General features: G+C 66.0%; 17 protein-coding genes. 14 read left to right on the top strand and 3 right to left on the bottom strand.

Annotated features, from left to right (window positions below):
- Window positions 1-318 precede the first annotated feature (318 nt).
- Genes EDD25_RS03900 through rbsD form a run of 6 tightly spaced genes read left to right on the top strand, consistent with a single transcriptional unit; the run spans window position 319 to window position 6,134 of the window.
- Window positions 319-1,335, top strand: coding sequence for a LacI family DNA-binding transcriptional regulator (locus tag EDD25_RS03900; protein ID WP_134172120.1), 1,017 nt, complete (start codon window positions 319-321; stop codon window positions 1,333-1,335).
- Window position 1,336: 1 nt separating this feature from the next.
- Window positions 1,337-2,878, top strand: coding sequence for a sugar ABC transporter ATP-binding protein (locus EDD25_RS03895; protein ID WP_134172119.1), 1,542 nt, complete (start codon window positions 1,337-1,339; stop codon window positions 2,876-2,878).
- Window positions 2,875-3,843, top strand: a complete 969-nt coding sequence (locus EDD25_RS03890) for an ABC transporter permease (protein WP_134172118.1) — start codon at window positions 2,875-2,877, stop codon at window positions 3,841-3,843. The genes EDD25_RS03895 and EDD25_RS03890 overlap by 4 nt, the downstream gene beginning before the upstream one ends.
- A 46-nt stretch (window positions 3,844-3,889) precedes the next feature.
- Window positions 3,890-4,831 carry a substrate-binding domain-containing protein gene (locus EDD25_RS03885; protein WP_134172117.1) on the top strand — a complete coding sequence of 314 codons (942 nt, stop codon included), beginning with the start codon at window positions 3,890-3,892 and terminating at the stop codon, window positions 4,829-4,831.
- A complete protein-coding gene (locus EDD25_RS03880) occupies window positions 4,831-5,754 on the top strand; it encodes a ribokinase (RefSeq protein ID WP_134172116.1) in 924 nt (307 codons plus the stop codon). Before EDD25_RS03885 ends, EDD25_RS03880 begins: the two co-directional genes overlap by 1 nt.
- Entirely contained in the window at window positions 5,751-6,134 is a 384-nt protein-coding gene (rbsD, locus tag EDD25_RS03875) for a D-ribose pyranase (RefSeq protein WP_134172115.1), read from the top strand. The genes EDD25_RS03880 and rbsD overlap by 4 nt, the downstream gene beginning before the upstream one ends.
- 88 nt (window positions 6,135-6,222) lie before the next feature.
- On the opposite strand, the gene EDD25_RS03870 is transcribed toward rbsD, so the two are convergent.
- Window positions 6,223-7,707, bottom strand: a complete 1,485-nt coding sequence (locus EDD25_RS03870; protein ID WP_134172114.1) for an HNH endonuclease signature motif containing protein — start codon at window positions 7,705-7,707, stop codon at window positions 6,223-6,225.
- A gap of 252 nt (window positions 7,708-7,959) precedes the next feature.
- On the opposite strand from EDD25_RS03870, the gene EDD25_RS03865 reads away from it, so the two are divergent.
- The 5 genes from EDD25_RS03865 to rbfA all read left to right on the top strand — a co-directional run bounded on the left by EDD25_RS03865 (window position 7,960) and on the right by rbfA (window position 14,694).
- Complete coding sequence (locus EDD25_RS03865) at window positions 7,960-9,723, top strand: proline--tRNA ligase (protein WP_134172113.1); 1,764 nt, start codon at window positions 7,960-7,962, stop codon at window positions 9,721-9,723.
- A 102-nt stretch (window positions 9,724-9,825) separates the two neighbouring features.
- Entirely contained in the window at window positions 9,826-10,836 is a 1,011-nt protein-coding gene (gene nusA / locus EDD25_RS03860) for a transcription termination factor NusA (protein WP_134172112.1), read from the top strand.
- A gap of 8 nt (window positions 10,837-10,844) precedes the next feature.
- Window positions 10,845-11,102 (top strand): YlxR family protein, encoded by a 258-nt coding sequence (locus tag EDD25_RS03855; RefSeq protein WP_134172111.1) that lies wholly within the window; start codon window positions 10,845-10,847, stop codon window positions 11,100-11,102.
- A 76-nt stretch (window positions 11,103-11,178) separates the two neighbouring features.
- Entirely contained in the window at window positions 11,179-14,097 is a 2,919-nt protein-coding gene (gene infB / locus EDD25_RS03850; protein ID WP_134172110.1) for a translation initiation factor IF-2, read from the top strand.
- Between the two features lie 132 nt (window positions 14,098-14,229).
- A complete protein-coding gene (gene rbfA / locus EDD25_RS03845) occupies window positions 14,230-14,694 on the top strand; it encodes a 30S ribosome-binding factor RbfA (protein WP_134172109.1) in 465 nt (154 codons plus the stop codon).
- A 147-nt stretch (window positions 14,695-14,841) separates the two neighbouring features.
- On the opposite strand, the gene EDD25_RS03840 is transcribed toward rbfA, so the two are convergent.
- Window positions 14,842-15,753, bottom strand: a complete 912-nt coding sequence (locus EDD25_RS03840) for an HhH-GPD family protein (protein WP_134172108.1) — start codon at window positions 15,751-15,753, stop codon at window positions 14,842-14,844.
- A 23-nt stretch (window positions 15,754-15,776) separates the two neighbouring features.
- Between EDD25_RS03840 and EDD25_RS03835 the strand changes: the two genes are divergently transcribed.
- Complete coding sequence (locus tag EDD25_RS03835; protein ID WP_134172107.1) at window positions 15,777-16,382, top strand: nucleoside/nucleotide kinase family protein; 606 nt, start codon at window positions 15,777-15,779, stop codon at window positions 16,380-16,382.
- Between the two features lie 22 nt (window positions 16,383-16,404).
- On the opposite strand, the gene EDD25_RS03830 is transcribed toward EDD25_RS03835, so the two are convergent.
- The gene (locus EDD25_RS03830; protein ID WP_134172106.1) at window positions 16,405-17,412 is read right to left on the bottom strand and encodes a ketopantoate reductase family protein; all 1,008 of its coding nucleotides are present in this window, start codon (window positions 17,410-17,412) and stop codon (window positions 16,405-16,407) included.
- Between the two features lie 200 nt (window positions 17,413-17,612).
- Between EDD25_RS03830 and truB the strand changes: the two genes are divergently transcribed.
- Together truB and EDD25_RS03820 are read left to right on the top strand one after the other, a co-directional pair.
- Window positions 17,613-18,572, top strand: coding sequence for a tRNA pseudouridine(55) synthase TruB (truB, locus tag EDD25_RS03825; RefSeq protein WP_134172105.1), 960 nt, complete (start codon window positions 17,613-17,615; stop codon window positions 18,570-18,572).
- Window positions 18,569-18,937, top strand: a complete 369-nt coding sequence (locus tag EDD25_RS03820) for a hypothetical protein (RefSeq protein ID WP_134172104.1) — start codon at window positions 18,569-18,571, stop codon at window positions 18,935-18,937. Before truB ends, EDD25_RS03820 begins: the two co-directional genes overlap by 4 nt.
- Window positions 18,938-18,955 lie beyond the last annotated feature (18 nt).

The following is an 18,955-nucleotide window of genomic DNA, read 5'->3' as shown; positions in this document are numbered from 1 at the left end:
ACCTATTTCTTTATAGACCTTAGTAAGTAATTCTGCCGACCGAAGCCCGTAAACGAACCCGCCAGCGCCCTCACGGGCGGCGCTGACGCCGGTTCTCGTCGCCAACGCAGCCCGCCTACCGGCCATTCCTCGGCCCGGAGATGGGTGCCCAGCGTCACTGGTGCCTGATCGGGGATCATGCGGGTTCTCGTTGGCGAGGGAGGGGTGCCGTGGTCGCGGGGCGGTGCTCGTTTTGACACGGGCTCCTCGTTCGACCTATGCTCATGGAATCGTTTCCATGGAATCGATTCCATGATAACCACGATGAAGTGATTCCGGGTGAGCGTGACAACAATCAAGGACGTGGCCGCTCTGGCCGGTGTGTCCGCGGCAACCGCATCGCGGGTTCTCTCCGGAAACCCGGCGACTTCCCCCGAATCCCGGGAAAGCGTGGCCGCAGCGGTGCGGCAACTCGATTTCAGGCCCAACGCACAAGCGCGAGCACTGCGCTCGACCCACACCCACACCATCGGCCTGCTGGTCTCCGACATCCGCAACCCGTTCTTCGCCGACCTCGCCCACGCGGTCGAGCAGGCCGCTCGTGGCGCTGGCTACGTAACCCTGCTCGGCAACGCCAACGAGCAGACCGCCCAGCAGGACCGCTACCTCGACGTCATGATTTCGCAGCGCGTTGACGGAATCATCGTGGCGCCCCAGGGCGACGGCAGCGGCAGCATCCGTTCGCTCATCGAACGCGGCATCCCCACGGTTTTCGTTGACCGCCGGATTGCCGGTATCGACGTGCCGAGCGTGACGACCGACAGCGATGGCGGTATCCGCCAGGCCGTGGCGCACCTCGTTGCCGTCGGCCACACCCGTATTGGCTACATTGCCGGCCCGCAGGACGTGTCGACCGGTCGGGAACGCCTCGATGCGTTCACGCGAGCGATCGCTTCGGCCGGGCTCCCGCATGACGCCCAACTCATCTTTCAGGGCGACTTTCAAGCCGAGAGCGGGTCGGCTGGCGTGGAGGCGCTGCTCGGACTGACCGAGCCGCCCACCGCAATTCTTGCCGCCGACAGCCTCATGGCCGTCGGAGCGATCGCGACGCTCAATCGTCGCGGCGTACGGCTGGGGGAGCAGATCGCGCTCGTCGCCTTCGATGACATCGAATGGTTCGCCCTGTTGAACCCCGCGCTGAGCGTCGTCTCGCACAGCGTCGAAGACATGGGACGCATCGCCGTCGACCTGCTCGAGCAGGTCATTGCCGGCGGTCGGCCCGCATCGGTGCAATTGCCCAGCGAGCTGATCGTCCGGGCCTCGTCGGCCACCGGCCCGATCACACGGAGGAACTGACATGACCCAGCAGCCGCTCATCTCACTGAAGAACGTGAGCAAATCCTTCGGTCCCGTCCGCGTGATTCGTGACGTCACCGTGGACGTCTACCCGGGGAAGGTGCAGGTGCTGCTCGGTGAGAATGGCGCAGGCAAGTCCACCCTGATCAAGATGATGGCTGGCGTCTACCAGCCGGACGCCGGGGACATCCTGGTCGACGGAACCGCCGTGCACCTGCCGAACACTCGGGCGGCCGAAGCTCTCGGCATCGCGACCATTCACCAGGAACTCAATCTGGTTGCGTCGTTGACCATCGCCGAGAACGTCATGATGGGCCGATTCCCCACCAGGTTTGGCCTGGTCGACCGCAAGGAGCTGCGTCGCCAGGCTCGCGCCGCGCTGCAGCTGATCGGCTTGGACATGGATGTCGATACCCGGGTGGGGGAGCTGGGAATCGCACGCCAGCAGCTCGTCGAGATTGCCAAGGCACTCAGCATCAACGCTCGCATTCTGATTCTGGATGAGCCGACCGCCGCGTTGACCAGAACCGAAACCGACAGACTGTTCCGAGTCGTCAACGACCTGCGCAGCCACGGCGTTGGGATGCTGTTCATCAGTCATCACCTCGATGAGATCGGTGAAATCGGCGATTCCATCACCGTGCTGCGCGACGGTGAATTCGTCGCCGAGGTGCCGGCATCGACACCCGAAGCCGACCTGGTCACACTTATGGTGGGGCGCAGCATCGACGACCAGTTCCCCCGGCGCCTGACCGAAAGCGACACGACCGCCGTGGTGCTGACCGTTGATTCGCTCACGGCGAAGGGCCGCTTCGAGGGCATCAGCTTCGGCCTGCGGGCCGGAGAGGTGCTCGGCATCGCCGGACTCGTCGGGGCCGGACGCACCGAGGTGATCCGCGCGATTGCGGGCGCCGACCGCTACGACTCCGGCACGGTGCGGGTAGGGGACACGCTCCTGCCCAAGGGAAACGTGCGCGCCGCCATCGCCGCCGGGATCGGCCATGTGCCCGAGGACCGCAAGGTGCAGGGGCTCGTGCTCGACGCATCCGTCAACGACAACCTCGGCTACGCCACGCTCGCCTCCACGGCACGGCTCGGCCTCGCCGACTTTGCCGGACAGCGGGAGCGGGCGACAAGCGTCGCAGACACGCTGCGGATCCGCATGAACAGCATCGACCAGCCCATCGGATCGCTGTCCGGAGGCAACCAGCAGAAGGCGGTCTTCGGCCGGTGGATCCTCGCCGCATCGACAGTGCTGCTGCTCGATGAACCGACCCGCGGGGTTGATGTGGGCGCCAAGGTCGAGATCTATGAGCTCATGAACGAGATCACCGCGGCCGGCGGTGCGATTGTCATGGTCTCCAGCGAACTTCCGGAACTGATCGGCATGAGCGACCGCATCCTGGTCATGCGTGACGGCCGGCTGGCCGGCGAGCTGATCACGGCCAACACCAGCCAGGACGAAATCATGACGCTTGCCACCCGGGATGCGCTCGAGACCGAGACAGCCACAGACGACGCAGAGAAGAAGGTTCGACGATGACCGACACCATGCAGGCGCGGGCACGCTCCTTCGACTACAAGAAATTCCTGTCCAACAACGGCGCCCTCGTGGGACTGGTTGTGCTGTGCCTGGCGCTGTTCATCGCGACCCCCAACTTCTTGACCGGCCAGAACCTGCTCAACATCGGCATTCAGGTGTCAACGGTCGCTGTGCTCGCCTTCGGAATGACGTTCGTCATCGTCGCCGGCGGGATCGACCTCTCGGTCGGCTCCGTCGCGGCGCTGTCGGCCACCGTGTCGGGCTGGTTCTTCGCCAGCGCGGGGCTGCCCGGCTGGATGGCGCTGGTCGGCGGACTCGTCACCGGACTGGTGATCGGCACGGTCAACGGCCTGGCAAGCGCCTACGGCAAGCTCCCCTCCTTCATCGCCACGCTGGCCATGCTCAGCGTTGCTCGAGGACTCACCCTGGTGATCTCTGACGGACGGCCGATCTCGACCTCGCCCGAAGTCTCGTTCCTCGGCGGCGACCTCGGCCCGATCCCGATGCCCATCATCGTTCTGATCGGTACCGCCCTTATCGCGTCGTTCGTTCTCAATCGAACGGTCATCGGCCGGTCAATGTACGCCGTGGGCGGTAACGCCGAAGCGGCCCGTCTCTCCGGGCTGCCGGTCAAGCGCATCACGGTGACGGTGTTCGCCCTCGCCGGGCTGTTCGCCGCCGTCGCCGGCCTGCTCCTGGCGGGCCGGCTCGACTCCGCCCAACCGCAGGCCGCTGCCGGCTACGAGCTCGATGCGATTGCCGCCGTGGTCATCGGTGGAGCCTCCCTGGCGGGCGGCGTGGGCCGCATTTCGGGTACGTTCATCGGCGCCCTCGTGCTCGTCGTCATTCGCAACGGACTCAACCTACTCAACGTCACGTCGTTCTGGCAGCAGGTCGTCATCGGCCTGGTCATCGCCGTCGCCGTTGGCTTCGACGTGCTGCGTCGCAAGACCTCCAGCCGCTGATCCCTTCTTTCACATTCACCACCCTCAACCCGCAAGGAAAAAGACAATGAAGTTTTCTGCATTCCGCAAGGTAGCCACGCTCTCCGCTGTCGCTGCCCTCGTTCTCGCCGGCACGGTCGGCTGCAACCGCACCAGTGAGGCCGCCGAAGGGGAGACCAAGATCGTCATGGCCCTCTCCACACTCAACAACCCCTTCTTCGTCGACCTTCGCGACGGCGCACTGGCCGCCGCCAAGTCGGCCGGCGTGCAGCTCGACATCGTTGACGCTCAGAATGACTCGGCCACCCAGGCCAACCAGCTCGCGACAGCGATGGCCGGAAACACCAAGGCCGTCATCGTGAACCCCGTCGACTCGGCCGCAGCCGGCCCCTCGGTCACCGCGCTGAACAAGGCGAACATCCCCGTCATCGCGGTCGACCGCACCGTGAACGATGCCGACGTGGTGTCGCTGGTCGCCAGCGACAATGTTGCGGGCGGAGCGCAGGCCGCTGTCGCACTCGCCGAATCGATGGGCGAGACGGGCAGCGTCATCATCTTGCAGGGCGTCGCCGGCACGTCGGCCAGCCGTGACCGCGGCGAAGGATTCCGCGAAGGCATCAAGGCGTACCCGAACATTCAGATCGTCGCCGAGCAGACCGCCAACTTCGACCGGGCCGCAGCGCTCGACGTGACCACCAACCTCATGCAGGCCAACGCCGGCGTGACCGGAATATTCGCCGAGAACGACGAGATGGCCCTTGGCGCCATCCAGTCGCTCGGCGCCCGCGCCGGTACCGAGGTGATGGTCGCCGGGTTCGACGGCACCAGCGACGGTTTCGAGGCCATCTCGGCCGGCACACTCCACAGCACGGTTGCCCAGCAGCCCGCGAAGCTCGGACAGCTCGCGGTCGAGCAGGCACTGAAGGCGATCAACGGTGAGACGGTTGAGGAGATCGTTCCGGTCGAGGTCGTATCGGTCACCAAGGAGAACGTCGGCGACTTCTCCTAATGACACACACCGCAGCTCGCGTCGTCGTGGTGGGATCCATCAACGTCGACCAGGTGGTCAGGGTCGATCGACACCCGCGACCCGGAGAGACCTTGATCGGTGGCTCACTGCAGGTGCTGCCGGGCGGCAAGGGAGCGAACCAGGCTGTCGCTGCTGCCCTGCGTGGTGCACGTGTGAGCATGATCGGTGCGGTCGGCGACGACGCGCACGCGGCCACTGCCCTCGCGACGCTCACGAGCAGCGGTGTTGACGTTTCACTGGTTCGAGTGGTGCCGGGCCCCACGGGCCTGGCACTGATCACGGTCGGCGCCGATGGTGAAAATACCATCATCGTCGTTCCGGGCGCCAACGATGCGGTCACAGCGGATGTCGCTGAGCAGCACGCGTCGCTGCTCGAGACGGCGGCTGTCGTCGTGCTCCAGGGGGAGATCCCGGTCAGCACGATCACGGCCGTGATGCTGCGGACCAGTGGTCGGGTGGTATTGAACCTCGCGCCCGTGGTTGCGGTGGGCGCTGAGGCGCTGCGCCTGGCCGATCCGCTCGTCGTGAACGAGCACGAAGCAGGACTACTGCTCCAGCAGGTGGCTGCCGGCCAGGATGTGCCGGGCGACGACGCCGGAGTTGCCGACGCGCTTCGGGCGTGGGGAATCGCCTCCGTTGTGGTGACCTGTGGGCCGCTGGGTGCTGTCATCGCAGATTCGACCGGAACGCATTCGGTTGCGGCGCCCACGGTGGAATCGATTGATTCCTCGGGCGCCGGTGACGCCTTCGTCGGCGCGTTGAGCGCGGAGCTTGCGGCCGGTGCGACGCTGGTCGACGGCGTTCGGGTGGCGGTTCGTGTCGGCGCCTTCGCCGTGCGGGGTCATGGAACGCAGCCCTCGTATCCGACGCTGGACGACGTTCTTCCGGAGGTGGCGGCATGAAGCGCCGCGGAATTCTGAATGCCGACCTGAACGCGGCGATCAGCCGCCTGGGTCACCTTGACGTCGTGATCGTGGCCGATTGTGGCCTGCCGATACCGGCCGGGGTCACGGTCATCGACCTCGCCCTCGTGCATGGCGTTCCCCGGTTTGAGCAGGTGCTCGATGCTCTGCTTGAGGAGGCCGTGTTTGAACGGTGCGTCGCTGCGGAGGAGATTCGGTCGACGGTGGCGGAGCACTGGCTCACGAGCCGATTCGACAATATCGAGCTTCGAAGCCATGTCGATGTGAAAGAGCTATCCAAGACGGCTGCCCTGTTCATTCGCACCGGTGAGGCGACGCCCTACGCCAACGCAGCGCTGGTCTGCGGCGTGCCCTTCTAAGACCGGCGGCGAGCGAAGCGTTTGCCTCCGCTGTTGGTTCGGCAAGTCTGTCCGGGGCGGGCCGTAGGGTGCAACTGCTCCGCGCTCTTCACTGCTTCGATCTGAGCCACGGCGGGTCACTGCTGGGTGTGTTGGCGCGGTGTGCGGCGGCGGGTCGCCAGGTTCGGGTGGGGTCGAAGAGCACCGGGCCGCGCAGGTGAGGCCGGCCGTTGATCATCTGGATGTCCCACCCGGCGGTGTCAATGGTGTGGTGGTGGAACCAGCACAGCAGCACACCGTTTTCCACGTCGGTCTTTCCCTGAGATTGCCACGGGATCACGTGGTGCACCTCGCACCAGGCGGCCGCGATTTTGCAGCCGGGGATGACGCAGCCGCCGTCGCGGGCGGCGATCGCGCGGCGCTGGGCGGGGCTGAAGAAGCGTTCCTTCGCTCCGAGGTGCAGTACGTGGCCGTCGTCGCCGATGATGACCTGCTGGTAGCCGCCCGCGCACAGCCGCTGGTTTACGCTGCGAAGGCTGATCGGGGCGTCCACGCCGTCGATCCAGCCGACGCCGCGACCGTTCTTCAGGTCGCGGGCGTTCACGTGCACCATCACGACGGGCGCCGCGCCGCCCATGGTCGGGGTTTTCGGGTCTCGGGCGGTCTTTTCGAACACCGCCCGCAGAATGTCGGCGCACTTCTCGCCGCCGGTGCGGTCGTCGACGGCTTCTTCGGCGCCGGGGATGAGTTCCCCGGCCTCCAGGCGCGCCTGGTCCTCCGCCGACGGAAACGCGGGTGCCGCGTGGGCACTGAGGAACGTGTTGAACACCCCGTTCATCACGCCGCGGAGGTCGGGCGTCACGCCGCCGCGCAGCGGATACAGCCCATCCCGCAGGAGCCCGAACCCGAACGTGCTCTTCGCGGCCGTCTTGTCGTCGCTCGGCGCCGCCCCATCAGGGTCGAGCATCGCCGCCCATTCGTGGGCCTGCGCCCGAATGAGGTCGGCACTGAACGCGATCCCCGCACCCGGGAGTCCTTCGGTCTCCGGGGTGATCGCCCCCGTCGCCGACGCCACCAGGGCGCGTTCGGCCCGGTCGAGGTCGTCCGGGGCGACCCGGGTCGAGATCTGCTCCAGAGCGGTGACGATGACGTCGGCGGCGTCGATGCCGAGTTCCCCGGCGGCCAGACTCTCGGCGACGGCGGGGTGCCGCACCGGCATGACTTGCCCGACCAGGCCGCTGGTCGCGGACGAGACCCCGGTGATGGTGCCGCCGAGGCGCATCCGCCGCTTCGCCTCGCTACTCGAGATACGCGTCACCCCGGTGATCAGTTCGAACTTGCCGCGGCATCCGTTCTTCCACGCGAGCGAGTCATGCCCGAGGCCGGAGTCGGCGCGAAACCCGACATTGGCCGCGGAGCTGATCCGGCCACCATCCACCCGACGCCCCACGGCCTCCAGCGCGCCCATCACGCTGAGTGCATCGTCATCATCGAGGAGGCTGAACTGCACTCCGGCGAGGGCGGCCGTGACGAGTTCGCCGGCCTGCAGTAGCAGGGCGACCATCTCAGCTCCGGACTTCACCGTCGTGAACATACCCCCATTTTAGCGCGAATCGAACGTAAACGCGAGAGTTGCTCACCTAAATCTTTAGAACTCTCGTAGTTGATTACCCTGACCGGAGGGCGCGAATGAGCCCTCCGACGCCCGCAGGAGCGGCAACGGCGGGTGTTCCCGGCCCGGTCGCGGCCCACCTGCCGGCCCATCCGCGGCCCTGAAATTGGCGCTCAGCGGCACCCGCGAGATCGCCCTGTGGGGGAAGGCGCCGGTTCACCGTAAGGTAGTCGGGTGCCTACACGTCTCTCTAACTACTTCCTCCGTACACTCCGCGAAGATCCCTCCGACGCCGAGGTGACCAGCCACCGCCTTCTGGTGCGCGCTGGATACATCCGTCGCCAGGCTCCCGGTATCTTCGCCTGGCTGCCCCTCGGGCTGCGAGTGAAGGCGAAAGTCGAGAAGATCATCCGCGAGGAGATGACGGCCGCGGGCGCCTACGAGGTGCACTTTCCGGCGCTGCTGCCGCGCGAACCCTACGAGCTCACGGGCCGCTGGAACGAGTATGGCGACGGCCTGTTTCGCCTGCAGGACCGCAAGGGCTCCGACATGCTTCTCGCCCCCACCCACGAAGAGGTCTTCACGCTGCTCGTGAAAGACCTGTACAGCAGCTACAAGGATCTGCCGCTGTCGATCTACCAGATCCAGGACAAGTACCGCGACGAGGCACGCTCCCGCGGTGGCCTGCTGCGCGGCCGCGAATTCACCATGAAAGACGCTTACTCCTTCGACTACACCGACGCCGGGCTCGACGCGAGCTACCAGGCGCAGCGCGACGCCTACGAGCGCATCTTCACCCGCTTCGGCCTCGAATACGCCATTGTGCAAGCGGATGCCGGCGCCATGGGTGGGTCCAAGAGCGAAGAGTTCCTGCACCCCACCATGGTCGGCGAAGACACGTTCGTGCGCTCCGCAGGCGGGTACACGGCCAACGTCGAGGCGTTCCGCACAATCGCCCCGCCCGCTACCGACTGGACCGCGCTGCCTGCTGCCGCGGTATTCGACACGCCGGACACTCCCACGATTCAGACTCTGGTCGACAAGGCCAACGCCGAGCAGCCCCGCCCCGACGGTCGGGAGTGGACCGCGGCCGACACGCTGAAAAACGTTGTGCTGGCGCTCATCCAGCCTGACGGTACCCGCGAGATCATCGCGATCGGCGTTCCCGGTGACCGGGACGTCGACCTCAAGCGCGTGGAGGTGGCCTTCGGCCCCGCCGAGGTTGAAGCCGCAAACGAGGGCGACTTCGCCAAGAAGCCTGGCCTGGTCAAGGGCTACATCGGACCGTGGAGCGCGGCCGGAGCAGTGCTCGGCGAGAAGTCGACCACCGGCATACGTTTCTTCGTCGACCCGCGCGTTGTTGCCGGCACCGAGTGGATCACCGGCGCCAACGAGGCAGGACGCCACGCCTTCGGTCTCGTTGCCGGGCGTGACTTCTCCGTTGACTCGATCGTGGAGGCCTCCGACGTGCGCGCCGGGGACCCGGCGCCCGATGGCTCCGGACCGGTCGAACTCATTCGCGGAATGGAAATTGGACATGTGTTCCAACTCGGACGCAAGTACGCGGAGATCCTGGGGCTCAAAGTGTTGGATGAGAATGGCAAGCTCGTGACCGTGACCATGGGGTCCTACGGAATCGGTGTCACCCGCATCCTCGCGGTCATCGCCGAACTCAACAACGACGCAAAGGGCCTCATCTGGCCAGAGGCCGTTGCTCCCTTCGACGTGCACGTGATCGCGACCGGCCGGGACGAGATCGTCTTCGAGACGTCTGAGCTCGTCGTGACCGCCCTCGAGGCCTCCAACCGTGAGGTCTTGTACGACGACCGCCGCAAGGTATCGCCCGGCGTGAAGTTCGGTGACGCGGAGCTCATCGGCGTGCCGTGGATCGTTATTGTGGGACGCGGAGCGGCCGACGGCATTGTGGAACTCTGGAATCGCAGCACGGGGGAGCGCGAGCAGGTCACGGTTGCTGACGTGGCCGCGCACTTCGCCTAGACCCTCGGCTGCGGTGACAATGGCCCCCGGAGTCGGGTACCTTTAGACGTGAGCCCGCTGCGCAGTTTCGCGGCGGCAAGATCTGAATAGAGGAGGCCGGCCATGGACATCGACCTCAGTGTTTTGCGGCAATTGGAGCGCGAGAAAGAGATTCCCTTCGAGGAACTCGTGCAGATTATTGAGCAGGCAATCCTGACGGCCTATCTGAAGCACACCCACCCGGATGAGCCCACGAAGCAGGCAGCCATGGAAGAGGCGGGAGTACGCGTTGTACTCGACCGCAAGAACGGGCACGTAGACATCTACGTTCCAGAGCACGACGAAGATGACAACGTCATCGGTGAAGCCATCAGCAACCCGACAGACTTCGGTCGAATCGCGGCGTTCGCGGCCAAGCAGGTCATCAACCAGCGTCTCCGCGACCTCGCGGATGACGCTGTTCTCGGCGAGTTCAAGGGCCGCGAAGGTGACATTGTCGCCGGGATCATCCAGCAGGGTCCCAACCCGCGCATGATTCACATTGACCTGGGCAGCATCGAGGCCATCATGCCTCCCGAGGAGCAGGTTCCGAGCGAGACTTACGTGCACGGCGCGCGCATCCGCGTGTTCGTTACGACGGTTGCACGTGGTCTCAAGGGCCCGCAGATCACCGTTTCACGCACCCACCCCTCGCTCGTGCGCAAGCTTTTTGCTCTCGAGGTGCCGGAAATCGCCAGCGGCGTCGTGGAAATCGTCTCCCTTGCGCGTGAAGCCGGACACCGCACCAAGATCGCCGTTCGGGCGACCGAAGCGGGCGTGAACGCCAAGGGTGCCTGCATCGGTGAACTCGGCCAGCGCGTACGCGCCGTCACGAACGAGCTCAACAACGAAAAGATCGATGTCGTCGACTTTTCGCCCGACCTGGCCACCTTTGTCGCCAGTGCACTGTCGCCCGCCAAGGTGACGAGCGCCTACGTGATTGATGAGTCGATCAAGGCCGTTCGAGCATTGGTTCCCGACTATCAGCTCTCTCTCGCGATTGGCAAAGAGGGCCAGAATGCGCGCCTCGCGGCCAAGCTGACGGGTGCCAAAATCGACATTCAGCCGGACAGCATTCTGGAGGATGCCGAATAGGGGGTACGATGGACTCCGTTAGAACGTGCATTGGATGCCGTTCGCGCGCCGAACGTTCTTCACTCATGAGGATCGTCGCCCGTGGGCCAGAGATCGTGGTGGATGAAACCGCTACTCTCCCCGGCAGGGGCGCGTGGTTGCATCCGACCGTCTCGTGCTTCCAAGACGCACAGAGGCGACGCGCTTTCGTGCGTGCCCTTCGCGTGACCAGTTCGCTGGACGCGAAACAACTAGAGAACAGGCTGACTTGGCTTATGGATAACTAATGAGCGGCTCGAAATGAGACCCGTCCGTTACTAACGGTCTGCCCCTTTCCGGGTGCAGGCCCGGAACAGGAGAATTGTGGCTGCAAAACCACGCGTACACGAGATCGCTAGCGAGCTCGGAGTCGACAGCAAGGTTGCCCTTGCAAAATTGAAAGAAATGGGCGAGTTCGTCAAGGGACCGTCCAGTAGCGTTGAGCCCCCGGTGGCCAGACGGCTTCGTGCCGCCCTGGAAGCTGAGAGCGCGAGCGCCAAGGCTGCCAACCCGGCAGCTCCCGCCTCGGACGCACCGACGGGTACGGCCACGGCCGCCACCACAAAGGCGCCTGCACCCGGCCCGCGGCCGAGCACAGGCGTCAAGCCTGGAGTGGTCAAGCCCGGCGCAATGAAGCCGGGCGTCAAGCCCGGAGCGCGTCCCACCCCTGGAGCGCCCGCACCTCAGCCTGCCGCCGTCGTGGCAGAGCCGGCCGAAGCAACTGAGGCCGCGCCGGTTCCCGTCGCACCGCTCACGGTTGCCGAACGCCAGGCGCAGGCCGCGGAGAAGGCCGCGGCCGCCGAAAAGGCAGCGGCAGCAGACAAGGCAGCTGCCGCCGAACCAGAGGCGACGCCGAGTACAGAGACCCCCGCCGCAAAAACCAAGGGTGGCTCGGCCACTCCGGTCAAGCCGGGGATGCCTCGCCCCGGAGCAGCACGTCCGGGAAACAACCCCTTCGCCAGTAACCAGGGCATGGGCCAGCGCCCCGCCCAGCCGCCGCGTCCGGGTAATAACCCGTTCGCAAGCGCGCAGGGCATGGGTCAGCGTCCCGCGGCGCCCAGCCCGAGCAACATCCCCCGCCCCGCGCAGCCTCGCCCGGGGGCTCCTCGCCCCGGCGGACCCGGTCAGGCCGCTCGCCCGACCGGCTTTGGTCAGCGCCCCGGCGCATTCCAGCGTCCCGGCGGAGCACCCGGCGGCGCCGGTGGCGCACGCCCCGCGCGTCCTGGTGGAGCACCGGCCGGCGCGCCCGGCTTTGGCCCGCCCCGGCCCGCAGGCGGCGGCGCTGGTCGCGGTCGCGGCCCCGGCGGTGGAACCGCTGGTGCATTCGGTCGTGGTGGCGGCAAGAACAAGGCACGCAAGTCCAAGCGCACGAAGAGAGCAGAATTCGAACTGCGCGAAGCCCCGTCGCTGGGTGGCGTGAGCGTACCCCGTGGCGACGGTGGAACCGTTGTTCGCCTGCGTCGCGGTGCCTCGATCACGGACTTCGCCGACAAGATTGACGCGAGCCCCGGAAACCTCGTTACCGTGCTGTTCCACCTCGGTGAGATGGCAACGGCAACGGAGTCCCTCGACGAGGCCACCTTCGACGTGCTCGGCAGCGAGCTCGGTTACAAGATCCAGATGGTCTCGCCTGACGATGAGGATCGCGAGCTTCTGCTGGCCTTCGACATCGACATCGACCAGGAACTCGAAGAAGAAACCGACGAACAGCTCCAGATTCGTCCTCCCGTCGTCACGGTCATGGGCCACGTCGACCACGGTAAGACCGCACTGCTCGACGCGATCCGTAACGCCAAGGTTGCCGCCGGTGAGGCCGGAGGCATCACGCAGCACATCGGTGCGTACCAGGTCGTCAGCGAGCACGAGGGCATCGACCGCGCCATCACCTTCATTGACACACCGGGCCACGAGGCGTTCACCGCCATGCGTGCTCGTGGTGCGCAGGTGACGGACATCGCGATCCTCGTGGTCGCCGCCGACGACGGCATCATGCCGCAGACCATTGAGGCACTCAACCACGCACAGGCCGCTGACGTGCCGATCGTGGTTGCAGTCAACAAGGTTGACAAGCCTGGCGCCAACCCGCAGAAGGTTCGCCAGCAGCTCACCGAGTTCGGTCTCGTGGCCGAAGAATACGGTGGAGACGTCATGTTCGTCGACGTTTCGGCTAAGAACAAGACCGGAATCCAGGAAATCCTGGACGCCGTGCTGCTCGTAGCGGATGCCGGACTCGACATGCGTGCAAACCCCGATAAGGATGCTCGCGGTGTGGCCATCGAGGCCAAGCTCGACAAGGGCCGCGGCGCCGTCGCAACAGTGCTCATCCAGTCGGGAACCCTGCACATCGGAGACTCGATTGTTGCCGGAACGGCCTATGGCCGCGTTCGTGCCATGGCTGACGAGAATGGCAACGCGGTCCTCGCGGCCACCCCGTCACGCGCCGTCCAGGTGCAGGGCCTCTCGAGCGTTCCTCGTGCCGGTGACACCTTCCTGGTCATCCAGGAAGACCGCACCGCGCGTCAGATCGCCGAGAAGCGTGAAGCCGCCCAGCGCAACGCACTGCTGGCCAAGGCCCGCAAGCGCATCAGCCTCGAAGACTTCACCCGTGCACTCGAAGAGGGCAAGGTCGAGTCGCTCAACCTCATCATCAAGGGTGACGTTTCCGGTGCCGTTGAGGCACTGGAAGAGTCGCTCCTCAAGATCGAGGTCGACGATTCCGTACAGCTGCGCATCATCCACCGTGGTGTCGGTGCGGTCACCGAGAGCGACGTCAACCTCGCTACCGTCGACAACGCCATCATCATTGGATTCAACGTTCGCCCCGACACGAAGGCACGTGAACGTGCTTCTCGCGAAGGTGTGGACGTGCGTTTCTACTCCGTCATCTACTCCGCGCTCGAGGACATTGAGAGCTCCCTCAAGGGAATGCTCAAGCCCGAGTTCGAAGAGGTGCAGAGTGGTGTCGCCGAGATCCGCGAGGTCTTCAGCTCGTCCAAGTTCGGAAACGTCGCCGGCGTTATCGTTCGCTCCGGAACCATCACCAGAAACGCCAAGGCTCGCGTCATCCGCGACGGCGTCGTGGTGGGGGACAGCCTGGGCATCGAATCGCTGCGTCGCTTCAAGGACGATGTCACCGAGGTCCGTACGGACTTCGAGTGTGGTATCGGACTGGGCAAGTTCAACGACATCCAGATCGGCGATGAGATCGAGACGATCGAAATGAAGGAAAAGCCGCGGGTCTAACTCCACGGTCCAGGGGTCTCCGCTCGATTGTCCACCGGGCAATCGGGCGGAGACCCCCGGTTTTTAACGCAACACTGAACGAACCCAACACTGAATCACCACAACCGCAGTTTTTGATAGAAGGAGAAAGTCATGGCAGATCCGGAACGCGCGAGAAAGATGGCGGACCGCATCAAGGTCATCATCGCCAAGCGTCTGGAACGCGGCCTGCGCGACCCGCGTCTGGGCTTCGTGACGATCACCGACGTGAAGGTGACCGGCGACCTGCAGCACGCCTCGGTCTTCTACACCGTGTACGGTTCGATCGAAGAACGCACCGACAGCGCCGCAGCACTCAAGGCGGCGACCGGCATGATGCGCAGCGAGGTGGGCAAGAACATCACCGCGCGGCTGACTCCGTCAATTGAGTTCATTGCGGATGGTATCCCCGAGAACGCCGCACTCATTGACGACCTGTTGCGCGAAGCTCACGAACGCGACTCCATCACGGAGCGCGACGCGGTCACGGCCACGTACGCTGGCGATGCCGACCCGTACGCCAAGCCGCGTGAGTCCGACGAGGACGACGACACGGCCGACGAGTCCGTCGCCAAATAGGTCAGACGGCATCAGGCAACGCCCCGGTGGCTTCCGGTTGCTACTTCAGGAGATCCTGGGTTGGCAGCAGGGAGTCACCGGTGTTTAACCGGGCGGGCACGGGCGGCGCGGGCACAGTCCTGAAGTAGCACCCACACGGGTGCAGGGCTAACCCGGAAGCGTGTAGCCGCCGGCCGGGGCCGGCACCGCGAGGCCGTCGACGAGGAGGCTCGCCAGCGCACGGTCGCGCTGCGCGGCATCGGCCCAAAGACCGGTTATCTCCTCCGCCGTCACGGGGCGATGCGTGGAACGCAACTCCGCCATGATGAGGCCGCGAACCTGGCGATCACTGCCCTCGAACTTCTTCTGCACGGCCTTGCGGGCACCCGTGTACGCCGGGTACCCGAGCGCACGCCACGCACATGAATCTCGCAGGGGACACTCCGCACAGTGGGGGGATCGGCTCGTGCACACCACGGCGCCGAGCTCCATCGTGGCCGCGTTGAACACGGCGGCTTCGACCGGGTCCTCCGGCAGCTCTGACGACATCAGATCGAGGTCGCGCGTGCGGCTGGGCGGGGCCGGTTCGGCCTGCCCGGTGACGGAGCGTGCGAGCACACGCCGTGTGTTCGTATCGACGACCGGATGCCGGTGGCCAAACGCGAAGACAGCCACCGCGCGCGCGGTGTAATCCCCGACCCCGGTGAGGCTGAGCAGGTCATCAACTTCTTCGGGTACCCGACCGTCGTGACGCTCCGTGATCTGCACGGCCGCCGCGTGCAACCACAGGGCTCGCCGGGGGTACCCGAGGGACGCCCAAGCGCGCACGGCCTCGCTGGGAGGCGCCGCGGCAAGGTGCGCGGGCGTCGGCCAGCGTGCGAGCCACTCGTTCAGACGGGGGATGACGCGTACCACGGGCGTCTGCTGCAACATGAACTCACTCACGAGCACACCCCACGGCGAGAAGTCGCTGCGCCGCCACGGCAGGTCCCTGGCATTGCCGCGAAACCACTCGTTGAGCACCGGGCTGAGGGCGCCGGTCGGGGCGCCGGTCTCCGTGGTGGGGGCTGTAACGTTCATTGGTTCTAACCTAGGCTCGATTCATGAGGCTTCCCTCCACACCGCGCGTCGAATTCCTACGAACCCTCGCGGACGAAATCCTGCACCACTACGGGCGGGGCCGCACCGTCATCTCGGTCGACGGCTCTGACGCCTCCGGTCGGGCCCGAGTGGCGGAAGACCTCGCAGAGGTGCTCCGGGAAGACGATGAACGCAACGTGTTCAGCGCCTCCCTGCACTTCTTTCAACGCTCAACGGCAGAGCAGAACGCGTTCGGAACGCCAACGCCCGAGCGCCGCTACCGCTTCGGTTACGACTACTCGGCGCTGCGGCGCGTGCTGGTTGAGCCGTTCCGGATCAACGGGAGCGCGGGGTTTGTCATGGAGCACTTCGACCCGGATCGCGATACGTGGATCGAACCAACGTGGAGTACCACGTCGCCCGACGCGATCCTGATTGTGGAGGGCGAGTTCGCCAACCGCCCGGAGCTCCATGACCTGTGGTTGTTCAGCATCCTCGTGGAGAGCGGCCCAGAGACCGCGGCAGACAGGCTCTACCGGGCGGAGGTTGCCCCGCGAAACCTTGTCGATGCCGTGGTCGATAACACGGATGCCGCGGCCCCGCGCCGCCTCTTCCTCGACAGCTGCTGACCCCGTTGGTCGAGGTGGCGTCTCAGGAACGACCGAGCACCGCTAAGCGTTCGAGCACCTCGTTCACGGGGAGGCTGGTGCCGCTGGACTCCACCTCGTGCACGAGCGCCGTGAGCAGGGCATTGACGGGCGCCGTCAGTCCGGCCGATTGCGCCTCGCGCACGACGGTGCCGTTGAGGAAGTCGATCTCGGTGAGCTGTCGCCGCAGCAGGCTCTGCAGGGTGGAGCCGCGGTTGGGAACCTGCCCCATCCGCGCGCGCATGCCGAGGGGGAGAACCTGCCCGGCCCAGAGCGGCAGCCGTGAGAAGACCCGCAACCGGCGGTCGTCAAGTTTCTGCAGGGAGCCGAAACGCACGCCCCGCCGCATCGCCACGCGCACGGTCTCGCGCATGCTCGCCGTGAGCACCCGCCGCAGACGAGGAGCGTCAACGACCTCCTGCACGCTGAGCCCGGTGATCGCCGGCAGGGAATTGAGCATGTTCACGACAAGCTTGGTCCACTGCGCGCCCACGAAGTTGGCGATGGTTACGGTGCGGAGCGGGCCGCCGAGCACCGCCTGCCAGCGCATCGTCTCGTCGTCGACGGCCCCGCTGCCGCGACCGAGGTAACTCGGTGCAGCGGTCGTCACGCTCACGTGCCCCGGTTCGGTGTAGTTCGCGGCCACGATCACGAGCAGGCCGAAGCACTCCGAATCCGGCAGGAGGTCGGTGGCGGTGCGCACCCCGAGAAGGCCGTTTTGCACGACGATCACGGGGCATCCGTTCAGAAACCCGGCATTGTCGGTGATCGCTGCGGCCGCGTCCTGCGCCTTCGTGCATACGAGCGCGAGATCGGGTGTTTCGGTGAGGCGCGTCAGCGCCAGGGGATGCGCGTGCGCGTCGCCGAACGCACCGCTGAGCCGGATGCCATCGGCCCGGATCGCGGCGAGGGTCTCGCCACGCGCGGTGACCGTGACCTCATGCCCCGCACCCTCAAGCAGGGTGGCGAACGTTCCGCCCAGGGCGCCGGCACCGATCACAGCAATTCGCATGACTTCAGCCTAGGGCGACGTTCGACCACGACGGGGCGAGGAGGGGCTTAGCGTCGCACTGGTAAGATTTGACCTGTGATTGAGACATCGAGGGACACGATTCCGGCCCCCCGAGGTGCTGCTGAAACCGAACGTTTTACGTCCCCCACCCCATGCGACCCGAACACCCCGAGCGCCGCCGCGACATCGCAGGTGCCGGCATGAAGCCCGCCGCGTCGGTTCACAGCGGCCTGCTGCTGGTGGACAAGGCGCAGGGCTGGACCAGCCACGACGCCGTTGCCCGCACCCGCCGTCTCGCCGGCACCCGCAAGGTGGGCCACGCCGGAACCCTCGACCCCATGGCAACCGGACTGCTCGTTCTTGGGGTGAACAGCTCCACGCGCCTGCTCACCTTTGTCGTCGGCCTTGACAAGGAATACCTCGCCACCATCCGCCTCGGGGCCTCGACGACCACCGATGACGCTGAGGGCGAAGAAATCGAGCGGGCAACCGCCGCGGCGATGGACGGCGTGACCGCCGACGCCATCACCGCCGGAATCGCGGCCCTGACCGGGGACATCAGCCAGCGGCCGAGTGCCGTGAGTGCCATCAAGGTCGCCGGCGTGCGCGCCTACGCCCGCGTTCGCGCCGGCGAAGACGTGCAGCTCGCCGAGCGCCCGGTCACGGTCAGTTCCTTCGAACTGCTCTCCAGCACCCCGCTGGACGGTTTTCTCGACCTCGAGGTGCGCGTCAACTGCGGCTCCGGAACGTACATTCGGGCGCTGGCCCGCGACCTCGGCGACGCCCTCGCCGTCGGCGGGCACCTCACGCAGCTGCGCCGCACCCGCATCGGCCCGTTTCGGATCGAATCGGCCTTCCCGCTCGACGAGCTCGACGTGTCCGCGTCCCTCATCTCCCCAACGGATGCCGCGACCCGCCTGCTCGACCGGCTGGACCTCACCGAACAACAGGCGATTGACCTCGGCCACGGCAAACGCATCGACGTGGCGCCGCCGCCGGAGGGCACGGGGCCCATCGCCGCAATCGCGCCGGATGGCCGGCTCGTGGGCCTCGTCGAAATGCGCGGCAGCCAGGCCAAATCGATTCTCAATTTTCCGCCCGATGAGCCGGCAACACCCGTAACGGCGCAGGGCGAGACACTTCCGGGAGAATCCGCATGATCGAATGGCTCACCTGGTTGCAACTGGCCGTGGCCATTCCCGCCGGGCTGCTGTGTGTCGCCCTCGGACTTGCGGGGCGCAAACCAACGGACCTCACCATGGGGGCGACGGCCCTCGTCGAACTGCTCCTTCTCGTTCAGCTCGTGGTCGCAATCGTGGCGCCCCTGGTGGGCAACGCGGCCACCGGGAGCGTGCTGGAGTTCTACACCTACCTCGTCAGCGCCATCCTGCTTCCCGTGGCAGCCGGGTTCTGGGCGCTCGTGGAACGCAGCCGCTGGAGCACCGTTATTCTCGGGGTAGCCTGCCTCGCGGTTGCCGTCATGTTGTACCGCATGTTGCAGATCTGGACCGTGCAGGGACTCTGAACCGGTGCCGACCCGTTC

Source organism: Cryobacterium psychrophilum (assembly GCF_004365915.1).
Classification (GTDB): Bacteria; Actinomycetota; Actinomycetes; order Actinomycetales; family Microbacteriaceae; genus Cryobacterium; species Cryobacterium psychrophilum.
This window is presented reverse-complemented; position numbering and strand designations above follow the sequence as displayed.